Annotated in this window: 7 protein-coding genes and 1 pseudogene; 5 read left to right on the top strand and 3 right to left on the bottom strand. The window is 68.9% G+C overall.

What is annotated here, in order from left to right; genetic code table 11:
* Both E8A12_RS21475 and E8A12_RS21470 read right to left on the bottom strand, forming a co-directional pair.
* Window positions 1–803 (bottom strand): annotated as a pseudogene (locus E8A12_RS21475) (peptidase M20); the annotation flags it as partial.
* A gap of 59 nt (window positions 804–862) precedes the next feature.
* Complete coding sequence (locus tag E8A12_RS21470) at window positions 863–1,492, bottom strand: TetR/AcrR family transcriptional regulator (RefSeq protein ID WP_293372691.1); 630 nt, start codon at window positions 1,490–1,492, stop codon at window positions 863–865.
* 109 nt (window positions 1,493–1,601) lie between these two features.
* Between E8A12_RS21470 and E8A12_RS21465 the strand changes: the two genes are divergently transcribed.
* Complete coding sequence (locus E8A12_RS21465; protein ID WP_293372689.1) at window positions 1,602–2,171, top strand: hydrolase; 570 nt, start codon at window positions 1,602–1,604, stop codon at window positions 2,169–2,171.
* The gene (locus tag E8A12_RS21460) at window positions 2,168–3,298 is read left to right on the top strand and encodes an AbrB family transcriptional regulator (RefSeq protein ID WP_293372687.1); all 1,131 of its coding nucleotides are present in this window, start codon (window positions 2,168–2,170) and stop codon (window positions 3,296–3,298) included. Before E8A12_RS21465 ends, E8A12_RS21460 begins: the two co-directional genes overlap by 4 nt.
* A gap of 18 nt (window positions 3,299–3,316) precedes the next feature.
* Here E8A12_RS21460 and E8A12_RS21455 read toward each other — a convergent pair whose 3' ends face one another.
* The gene (locus tag E8A12_RS21455) at window positions 3,317–4,102 is read right to left on the bottom strand and encodes a TetR/AcrR family transcriptional regulator (RefSeq protein ID WP_293372685.1); all 786 of its coding nucleotides are present in this window, start codon (window positions 4,100–4,102) and stop codon (window positions 3,317–3,319) included.
* A 303-nt stretch (window positions 4,103–4,405) separates the two neighbouring features.
* On the opposite strand from E8A12_RS21455, the gene E8A12_RS21450 reads away from it, so the two are divergent.
* The 3 genes from E8A12_RS21450 to E8A12_RS21440 are packed head-to-tail and all read left to right on the top strand — an operon-like array spanning window position 4,406 to window position 10,119.
* Entirely contained in the window at window positions 4,406–5,842 is a 1,437-nt protein-coding gene (locus tag E8A12_RS21450; RefSeq protein WP_293372683.1) for a TolC family protein, read from the top strand.
* Window positions 5,843–5,854: 12 nt separating this feature from the next.
* Complete coding sequence (locus tag E8A12_RS21445) at window positions 5,855–6,994, top strand: efflux RND transporter periplasmic adaptor subunit (protein WP_293372681.1); 1,140 nt, start codon at window positions 5,855–5,857, stop codon at window positions 6,992–6,994.
* A complete protein-coding gene (locus tag E8A12_RS21440) occupies window positions 6,991–10,119 on the top strand; it encodes an efflux RND transporter permease subunit (protein ID WP_293372679.1) in 3,129 nt (1,042 codons plus the stop codon). Before E8A12_RS21445 ends, E8A12_RS21440 begins: the two co-directional genes overlap by 4 nt.
* The last annotated feature ends 104 nt before the right edge of the window (window positions 10,120–10,223 follow it).

Here is a 10,223-nt window from a genome sequence, read left to right as displayed (position 1 = left end):
AGGCCGGCCTCGATTTCGAGGCCGGCCTTCTTGAAGAGGTCGACGGTCTGGTCGCGCTGGATCCAGGCTTCGATAGGGGCGTGGACCTTGGCCGGGTCCTTGCGGATGATGTCGAACACCGAGTTGGTGTTGGAGTTCTTGACCGTGTTCCAGCCGTAGCTGGCGGGGCCGGTTTCGTGGATGACGATGAAGCCCACCGCGCCCTGGCGCGCGGCTTCCTCGTACTTGTAGGTCCAGCGGCCGTAGTAGGTCATGGCCTTGCCGCCGAAGTCGCCGACCCCGGTCTCGTAGTCGGGGTCGTTGACCAGGACCAGCGCCAGCTTGCCGTGCAGGTCGACGCCCTTGAAGTCGTCCCAATGGCGTTCCGGCGCCTTGACGCCATAGCCCACGAAGACGACCGGCACGTCCTTCAGGTCGATGTGGTCGACGCCGGTCTCGGGCGCGCGGATGGCGATCTCGGCGCCCTGCTTCCAGCTCTGCGTCGCGCCGCCGGCCTTCACGGTGAAAGCCAGCGGACCCTTGATGTTGAACTCGGCCAGCGGGACGTTCTGGGTCCAGGTTCGGCCGGACTTGGTCTTGTCGCCGCCGGGCTGCAGGCCCACGGCTTTGAACTCCTTGGTGATGTAGGCGATCGACTTGGTCTCGCCCGCCGTGGCGGGACCGCGGCCCTCGAAAGCGTCGGAGGACAGGACCTTGATGTGCTCGGAGAGCAGGGCCGTGTCGAACTTCGAGTCGGCGGCGGGGGCAGCGAAGGCGGTTGTGGCGAGAGCGCAGACGGCGGCGCTCAGGAGATGCTTTTTCATCGATCACTCGGCAAGGAGGGGAGGCAGGCCACGACCCTAATGGCGAGGGCGGCAAACCGCTAGAGAGACCTCGCCGGCGCGAGCTTCGCCGCCAGGTAGAGCCGGGTCATCAGCCGCAGTTGGTCCGGCGCGCCGGGGCTGGTCGGAGCATCCTTGGTGGTCATGCCCACCATGGTCTTCATGTTGTTGAGCACGACAGCGGCGATGTCATCCGCCTCCTTGTCGTCGAGTCCGGGCGCGCATGTGGTCAGCGCCGTCTTGATCCCCGCCAGGGTCTGGGCGCGGAATCTTTGGCGCACGGCGGTCGAGTCCGTCCGTGAGTCGATCAGGGCCGCGAAGCCCCGGGTCTGCGGATGCAGCTTCACCAGGAGATCGATCAAGATGTCCGCCAATTCCTCCGGTGTGGCGTTGGCCGCGCGGGCGTGGATCGCATCGTATTCCGTCCGCAGTATTCCGGCCTGGTGCTCCATGAGCGCGTCGGTGATGGCCTCCTTGTTCGGGAAGAAGCGGTAGAGCGACCCGATCTTCGCTTCCGCCCGCGCCGCGATCTCCGCCATTGTCGCGGCCTCGAACCCGCGCTCCTGGATGACCGCGGCGGCGGCCTCGATCAGGTCGGCGACGCGCTGGCGGCCGACCTCGCGCTGCGGCGCCAGCGGGCCGCGATTCTGGCTTGACGAAGTTGAGGACATCCTCAAATAGATAGGCTGCTTGAGTCCATCCTCAACTCTGTAGCGCTCCACGTACGCCTGGACAACGGGCGACGGACGGACCACGCGATCCATCGAAAGGGACGCCCCGATGATCACCCTGCCTGCCGCAACAACGGCCCTGATCCTAGTCGATCTCCAGAAGGGCATCGTCGGCCTGCCGCTGGAGCCCTATTCCGGCGAGGCCGTGATCGCCAAGGGCAAGGAGCTTGCCCGCCGCTTCCGCGCGGCCGGGGCGCGGGTGGTGCTGGTCAACGTCGCCTTCGCGTCGGACTTCGGCGACTCCCTGAGGAGTCCCGTCGATCAGCCGCCCGAGATGCCGCCGGGTGGATTTCCCGAAGGCTGGGCTGAGCTGGTGGACGGCCTTGCCGAACCCTCCGACCTCAGGGTCACCAAACGCCAATGGGGCGCCTTCTACGGCACGGACCTGGACCTGCAGCTGCGCCGGCGCGGCGTGACGTCCGTGGTCGTCGGTGGGATCGCCACCAACATGGGCGTGGAGTCGACCGTCCGGGCCGCACACGAGCACGGCTATGCGGTGGTGCTGGCGGAAGACGCCACGACGACGCGCACGGCCGAAATGCACGCTTTCGCCTTCGAGAAGATTTTCCCGCGCCTCGGACGCGTGGCCAAGACCGACGAGATTGAGCTTCAGGCGTGACCGACCCGTCGGCGGCGGGGCGCCCGCTGCAGCCGCTGCCGGCGGCGGCGCGTTGGGCCGTCCTCGTGGCCGCCTCGGTCCTGGCGGCGGCCCTCCTCCAATGGGCCCGGCTGCCGGCCGCCCTGATGCTCGGGCCTCTGGCGGCCGCGGTCGTCGTGCAGACCGCGGGCGGGGCGGTGAAGGTGCCCCGCGCCGTGATGGCGGCCGCCCAGGCGATAATCGGCTGCCTCGTCGCGCGCTCGTTCACCCCGGCCATCGTCGGGGGCTTCGCCAGCCATTGGCCTGTGTTCCTCGCGGTGGTGGCGATCTCGATCGCGGCCAGCGCCGGCATCGGCTGGACCATGAGCCGCCTGCGCGTGATTTCCGGCACGACGGCCGTCTGGGGAATACTGCCGGGCGGCGCGACCGCCATGATGGTGTTGGCCGAGGCCTATGGCGCGGATGCGCGCCTCGTCGCCTTCATGCAGTACCTGCGCGTCGTCCTGGTGGCGGCGGCCGCCTCCGTCGTGGCGCTGCTCTTCGTGCATGGCGGCGGCGGCCCCCGTTTCGCCGGCGGCTATTTCCCGCCGATCCACTGGCTGGATTTCAGCGCGACCCTGGGCGTGGCGGCCGTAGGCGGCGGTCTCGGCCTTGCCTCACGCATCCCGGCCGGCGTGCTCCTCGCCCCCCTGGCGCTGGGGGCGGCGCTCAGCCTCGCGGGATTGGTGAAGATCGAGCTGCCGCCCGCGGCGCTGATCGCCTGCTACGCGGCGATCGGCTGGAACACCGGCCTGCGCTTCACCCGCGACGTGCTGGCGGCCGCCGCCCGGGCGCTTCCCCAGACATTGGGCGCCACCGCCCTCCTGATGGCCTTTTGCGGCCTGCTGGCCTGGGTGCTGGTCGTCCTGCTGCACGTCGACCCGCTGACCGCCTACCTGGCCACAAGTCCCGGCGGCGTCGACGCCGCCGTCATTATCGCCGCCTCCACCAAGGTGGATACATCGTTCGTCATGGCCCTGCAGATGCTGCGGGTGATCGTCGTCCTGACGATCGGTCCGTCGGTGGCGCGCTGGGTGGCGGGAACGCTGACGTCGGCCGCGCCGCAACCCGAACCGCCTGAGCCGCTCGATCTTGGCGATCTCGATTAGCCGGGAGCGGGCGAAGGATCAGCGCGCGACATTCCGTCCCGCGATGAAGCTTTCGATGCCGTCGAGGACGCGCTGGAGGCCGAATTCGAAGTTGCGCTCGTGGTCTGGCGGCGGCATGCGGCCGGCCTTAAACGCCTCGCCGATCTTGACGGTCGTGGGATAGCGGGCGGGGTCGACCAGGCCCTCCAGCAGCGGCGTGTTCATGGCCCACCACTGCTCGTCGGTCATTCCGGTCTGTTGTTCGATCTCGCGGGCTTCCAGCGCCGCGCGCACGGCGCCGCGGATATAGTCGCCGACCAGGGAGGTGACCTGATCCATTTCCGTCTCCGAGAGCCCGATGCCGTCGATGGCGCTGAGCGTCGCTTCGACGCGGGCCAGGACGTTGGGACCGAGCGGCGGGCGGTGGACGCCCACCTGCAGAATCCAGGGATGGCGCTGCGCCATGGCCCAGCGTTGGCGGGCGAGCCGGGTGACCCGGCCGCGCCAGCCACCCTCGCCGGCTTCCGGCCCGGCGTCCTCGGCGGCGACCCGGTCCAGCATCAGGTCCACCAGCTCGGCCTTGGACGGCACATAGGTGTAGAGCGACATGGGCGAGAGCCCCAGGGTCTCCGCCAGGCGACGCATGGAGATCGCGCTCAGCCCCTCGGCGTCGGCGAGCTGGATGGCGGCGGCCACCACCTCCTCGACGGAATGCCGCGGCTTGGGGCCGCGGCGGCCTCCGCCCGGGCGACGGGAATCGGCCACGCCCCAGAGCAGCGCAATGCTGCGCGCCGGGTCCCCGCCGCCTGAATGCTCCGTCGACATGAGACCAAATTGCACAGCGAATAACACTTTACAACATACGGAGTTTGGCTCAGAGGAAACCTCGCTATGCGCCCGGCAGAGGCGTGGGCAGGGGATTCTTCCGGGAATTGGGTCGGCCTGACACAGGCCGGGGGTTTCGTCGGGCCAGGTTCTGGACGCCCGCATCACTGGGCTTGTGTATTCATGTCGCTAGACGTCCGTCTTCGGGCTCTGCATCCAATGCGGCCTTCCGCGGCGACTACGGGCGAGAGCGCGTCTGCGCCCGCCCCGATGTCGCCTACGTCCCGGTCCCGAAATCCCGCCATGCGCCTTGCCGCCCCCGCCGTCCTCCTGGCCTGCCTGACGCTTGGCGCCTGCGCCCATGTGCGCTCGCCCGATCTGGCGATGCCCACGGCCTTCGAAGGCGCCAAGGGCGGGCCCGACCGCGCGCCAGCCGGCTCCATCGATCTCGACCGCTGGTGGCTGGCGTTCAAGGACCCTCAGCTCACCGGCCTCATCGACCAGGCGCTGGCGCGCAATCCCGACGCCCGCAGCGCGGCCGCGCGCCTGACCGAAGCCCGCGCCAACCGCATCGAGACGCTGACCCACTATCTGCCGCAAGGTGACGCCGCCGGCTCGACCAAGCGCACCGACACCCACCAGCTGGCCGGCACGGTCTTCAACTTCCCGGGCTTCTCGTCCTCCGGCGTCTCGGACGCCACCACCGCGGGCCTGAACGTCAGCTGGGAGGTGGACATCTTCGGCCGCTTCCTGGCGACCTCGAAGGCCGTGAACGGCGACATCGCCGCGGCCCGCTTCGACTACGAGGGCGCACGCGCCAGCCTGGCGGCCAATGTGGCCGACGCCTATTTCCAGGCCCGCGGCCTGGCCATCCAGCTCGACGACGCGCACGAGACGCAGCGGATCGAGCAGGAGCTCTATGACACCGCGGCCAAGCGCGCCGCTCTGGGCATCGCCGCCAGCTCCGACACCGACCGCGTGGCCGGCGACCTGGCCCAGGCCAAGGCCCAGGCGGCCGGCCTCGAGGCGCAACTCCAGGCCGAGCGGCGCACGCTCCTGATCCTCGCCGGCCGCATCGTCGAGCCGACCACGAACATCGCCGTCGAGGCCAGCGTCGGCGACTTGCCGCCGGTGCCAGACTCCTTGCCCAGCGAGCTTCTGAAGCGCCGCCCCGACGTGCGCGAGGCCAGCGCACGGGTGGCGGCCGCGACCGGCCGTTCGCAGACCGACATCCTGGCCTTCCTGCCGACCATCGACTGGACACCGGGTCTGGCCTGGCAGAAGCAGTCGCAGCCCGGCTTCTCGGTCACCGCCCAATCGGTGATCAACGGGGCGGCGATCACCCAGCCGATATTCTCCATCCCCAAGATGCTGGCCGAACTGAAGGCCCAGAACGCCCGCACCGAACAGGCCGTGATCGCCTATGAGAAGGCCGTCCAGACGGCGTTCGCCGATTCGGAAGGCGCCCTCGTCGGCCTCGACTACGACCGCAAGCGTGTGGCCCTGCTGACCGACGGCGAGGCCCGCGCCGCGCGCGGCTACAAGGCCAACAAGCTGGGCTACGACCGAGGCCTCACCGACCTGCAGACGGCGCTCTCCGCCGAGCAGTCCTGGCGGGCCACCCGTTCCCAGCTGACGGCCGCCGAGGTGCAGGCGGCCCGGCGCACCATCCAGGTCTACAAGGCGCTCGGCGGCGGCTGGCCCGCGGAACGCTTCCCCTCTGACAAGCAGGCCCGCTGAGACGTGACCCGCATGAAACGATTGCTTACCCTCCTGCCGGTGATGGCGGCCCTGGCGCTTGCCGGCTGCCACAAGCCCGCCCCCAAGTCGACGGAGGCGCAGAACGCCCGCGCCGTGCGCGTGGTGACCCTCGCCAACGTGCCGATCACCGGCGCTGTCGCGGCCGCCGGCGACCTGGTCCCGCGCGAGGAAGCCGCCGTCCTGCCCGAAGTCACGGGCTATCGCGTCTCCAAGGTGCTGGTCGATGTCGGCGACACGGTGAAACAGGGCCAGACCCTGGTGATCCTCGACCCGGCGCTGATCCAGGCCCAGCTGGCCCAGGCGGAGGCCAATGCTTCCCAGGCGCAGGTCCAGGCTCAGCAGGCGGCCGATCAGGCCAACCGGGTGAAGGATCTCGATAACGCCGGCGTGCTGAGCCAGGAAGCCATCGATCAGCGCCGCTTCCAGGCCCGCGCCGCCCAGGCCACCGCCAACGCCCAGGCCGCGGCGCTCAAGGACCTGCGCACTCGGGTCAACAAGTTGTCGGTCACCGCGCCGGTCGGGGGCCTGGTGCTGGAGCGCACCGTGCGACCCGGCGACATGTCGGCGACCGCCGCGGCCACGCCCTGGTTCCGGCTGGCCCGCGACAGCGAGATTGAACTCGCCGCCCAGCTCTCCGAGGACGACCTGGCGAAGATCCGTCCCGGGATGCATGCCGAGGTCACCCTGCCGAGCGGCGAAGTCGTGACCGGCGTCGTGCGCCTGGTCAGCCCGCAGATCGACAATTCGACCAAGCTGGGCGTCGTGCGCGTCCATCTTCCGGTCGGTCGCAATATCCGCGCCGGCGGCTATGGCCGGGCGGTGTTCAACGAGGTCTCAGGCTCGGCGCTCGCCGCGCCCGAGACGGCGGTGCGCTATGACGCCGACGGCGCCAGCGTGATGGTCGTCGGTCCCGACAAGCGGGTGAAGCACTATCCCGTCCTGACCGGCCAGCGCGGCGGCGGCTATGTGCAGCTGATCAAGGGGCCGCCCCCGGGCTCGCGCATCGTGCAGAACGCCGCGGCCTTCCTGCTCGATGGCGATCTGGTGAACCCGACCGAAGGCACAGCCGCCGCGGCGCCGGCGTCGGTCTCCGCGCCGGTCTCCACGCCTGTCAGGGCGACCGGCAAATGAGCGAGACGCAGGGCCGCCATTTCGCGATCTCCGCCTGGGCGATCCGCAACCCGGTTCCGGTCGCGGTGCTGTTCCTCGGCCTGATCATGGCCGGGCTGATTTCCTACATGGGCCTGCCGATCAAGCAGTACCCGAACATCGAACTGCCGGTGGTCGCGGTGACGGTCACCCAGAACGGCGCCGACCCGGGCGAGATGGAGACCCAGATCACCCGCCCCGTCGAAGACGCGGTGGCCGGGGTCAGCGGCATCAAGAACCTGCAGTCCACCGTCACCGACGGCGTCTCGACGACCTCGATGCAATTCGAGATCGGCGAGGACCTGCAGAAGAAGACCGACGAGATCCGCACCAAGATCGCCTCGGCGCGCGCCATCCTGCCACGCGACATCGACGAGCCGATCATCCAGCGCATCGAGATCGATAGCGCCGCCCCGATCCTGACCTACGCGGTGGCCGCGCCGAACTTGTCGGACGACCAGCTTTCCTGGTTCATCGACGACACGGTTTCGCGCACCCTGCAGGCGGCCAACGGCGTCTCGCAGATCAACCGGGTCGGCGGCGTCGCCCGTGAAGTCAATGTGGTGGTCAACGCCGACAAGCTCGCCGCGCGCGGCCTGACCGCGACCCAGGTGAACACCGCGCTCCGCGGCTTCGTCACCGATTCCCCCGGCGGGCGGGTGAACATCGGCGGCCGCGAGCAGACGTTGCGGGTCTATTCCAACCCGTCGTCGATCAACCAGATCCGCGACATGACCATCCCGACAGGGAGCGGGCGGTTCGTGAGGCTGTCGGACGTCGCCGATGTGGGCGACGGCGCCTCCGAAGTCCGCGGCTTCGCGCGCCTGAACGGCCGGCCGGTGGTGGGCTTTCAGGTCTCCAAGACCAAGGAGGCGTCCGACGTCGCCACGGAGGATGCAGTCGTCAAGGCGATCGCGCAGCTGGAGAAGAAGAACCCGGGCGTGAAGATCACCAAGATCTTCTCCTCGGTGGACAACACGCGCGCGGGATTCCACGCCACCCAGCACGTGCTGACCGAGGGCATGATCCTGGCCGCCCTGGTGGTGCTGTTCTTCCTGCGCGACTGGCGCGCCACGGCGATCACCGCGGTGGCCATGCCGATCTCGCTGATCCCGACCTTCTTCGTGATGAAGCTGGCCGGCTTCTCGCTGAACATGGTGACCCTGCTTGCGCTCACCCTGGTGATCGGCATCCTGGTCGACGACGCCATCGTCGAGATCGAGAACATCGAGAAACGGGTGGCCCGGGGGCTTCGCCCCTACCAGGCCGCCATGGAAGGCGCCGACGCCATCGGCCTGGCCGTGGTCGCGACCACCATGTCGATCGTGGCGGTGTTCACCCCGGTCAGCTTCATGCCGGGCATTCCTGGTCAGTTCTTCAAGGAGTTCGGCCTCACCGTTTCGGTGGCGGTGCTGTTCTCGCTGCTCGTGGCCCGCCTGGTGACCCCCCTGATGGCGGCCTATCTGCTGAAGCCGAACGTCCAGGCTCACGACCGCAAGCCGTTCCAAGGCTTCTATCGCAACGTCCTGGAATGGGCCCTGGCCCATCGGATCATCGCGGCCTTCATGGGCTTCGTGCTGTTTGTGGCGTCGCTGGCGCTGTTCCCGCTGCTGCCGCAGGGCTTCCAGCCGGCTGGCGACCCGGACTTCCTCTACGTCGACATCCAGGGCCCTCCCGGAGCCTCGGTGGCCGACATGGAAGACATCGCCGGGCGGATCAACCAGGTCTTCTTCAAGCAGCCGGATGTGACCGGTGTCTTCATCCAGATCGGCTCCAACGCCAGCGCCTCCTTCGGCCCGAACTCCGGCGGCGGCGGGGGCGGAGACCTGCGCAGCGGCACGGCGACCATCCTCTTGCGCACCGATCACCGGCCGAGCGGCGACTCGATCAAGAACCGTCTGCGCGACCAGTTGCGGGCTATTCCCGACGCGCGCCTGACCTTCCTCGATTTCCAGGGCGCGGCCGGCTTCCAGCAGATTCTAACCGGCGACAATCCGGACAATCTCACGCGTGCGGCCCGCGAGCTCGAGGTCGAAATGCGCAAGCTGCCCGAACTTGCCGACCCTCACCCGTCCAAGCCGCCCGAAGCGCCGCAGATCGTCATCAAGCCGCGCACCGAGGAGGCGGCGCGGCTGGGCGTCTCGTCCGACACCATCGCCACCATCGTGCGTGTCGCGACCGTCGGCGACATCGACGCCAACGTCGCCAAGTTCAACGAGGGCGAACGGCGGATTCCGATCCGCGTGCGCCTGCCGGGCGACGCCCGCGCCAACATCCAGCGCATCGCCAACCTGCGCGTGCCCACCGGCAACGGCGGTACGACCACACTCTCGAGCGTGGCCGACATTGATTTCCAGGCGGGACCGTCACGCATCGACCGGCTGAACCGCGAACGTCAGCTCACCGTCCTTGCCGAATTGAACGGCGTGGAGATGGGCCAGGCGCAGCGGGCGGTGAACAACCTGCCGATCATGAAGAACCTGCCGGCCGGCGTGCGCCCGGCCGCCATCGGCAACCAGCAGGCCATGGCCGAGCTGTTCGGCGGCTTCCTGGCCGCATTCGGAGCCGCGGTCTTCCTGATGTACGCGGTGCTGGTCCTGCTGTTCCGCAGCTTCTTCAAGCCGGTGATCATCCTGACCGCGCTCCCGTTATCATTCGGAGGCGCGTTCTTCGGCCTGCTGCTCTTCAACCTCTCGCTGTCGATCCCCTCGCTGATCGGCTTTCTGATGTTGATGGGCCTGGCGGCGAAGAACTCGATCCTGCTGGTTGAGTACGCCATCGAGCGCGAACGCGAGGGCATGAGCCAGCACAACGCGCTAATCGAGGCCTGCCGCGAGCGGGCGCGCCCGATCATCATGACCACCGTGGCCATGGCCGCCGGGATGCTGCCCACCGCCTTTGCGCTGGAGAAGGGCTCGGAGTTCCGCCAGCCGATGGCCGTGGCGGTGATCGGCGGGCTGATTACGAGCACCATGCTGTCGCTGGTCCTGGTCCCGGTCGTCTACCGCTTCGTCGATGACTTCGAGCAGTGGCTGAAGCCGAAGCTCGCCAAGCTGACCACGCCGCGCGAGCCGATCGGCGTGCCGGCGCCGGAGGATCGCCTCTGAGGCGTCTGGATAGGGCGACCCGTCCTTGCGGGTGAACCGCCCGTCGGTGCTGGCGCTCATCATGTCGACGTCTGAGCAGGTGGTAAGGTCGGCGGGCGAGCGGG

The organism is Phenylobacterium sp., assembly GCF_004799395.1.
Taxonomy (GTDB): Bacteria; Pseudomonadota; Alphaproteobacteria; order Caulobacterales; family Caulobacteraceae; genus Phenylobacterium.
Note: the sequence above shows the minus strand (reverse complement) of the source record. Positions and strands in the feature narration are given on the sequence as shown.

Coding starts and splice junctions, on each gene's coding strand:
- E8A12_RS21470 (WP_293372691.1), bottom strand. CDS start 1,492: ATGTCCTCAACTTCGTCAAGCCAGAATCGCGGCCCGCTGGCGCCGCAG.
- E8A12_RS21465 (WP_293372689.1), top strand. CDS start 1,602: ATGATCACCCTGCCTGCCGCAACAACGGCCCTGATCCTAGTCGATCTC.
- E8A12_RS21455 (WP_293372685.1), bottom strand. CDS start 4,102: ATGTCGACGGAGCATTCAGGCGGCGGGGACCCGGCGCGCAGCATTGCG.
- E8A12_RS21450 (WP_293372683.1), top strand. CDS start 4,406: ATGCGCCTTGCCGCCCCCGCCGTCCTCCTGGCCTGCCTGACGCTTGGC.
- E8A12_RS21445 (WP_293372681.1), top strand. CDS start 5,855: ATGAAACGATTGCTTACCCTCCTGCCGGTGATGGCGGCCCTGGCGCTT.
- E8A12_RS21440 (WP_293372679.1), top strand. CDS start 6,991: ATGAGCGAGACGCAGGGCCGCCATTTCGCGATCTCCGCCTGGGCGATC.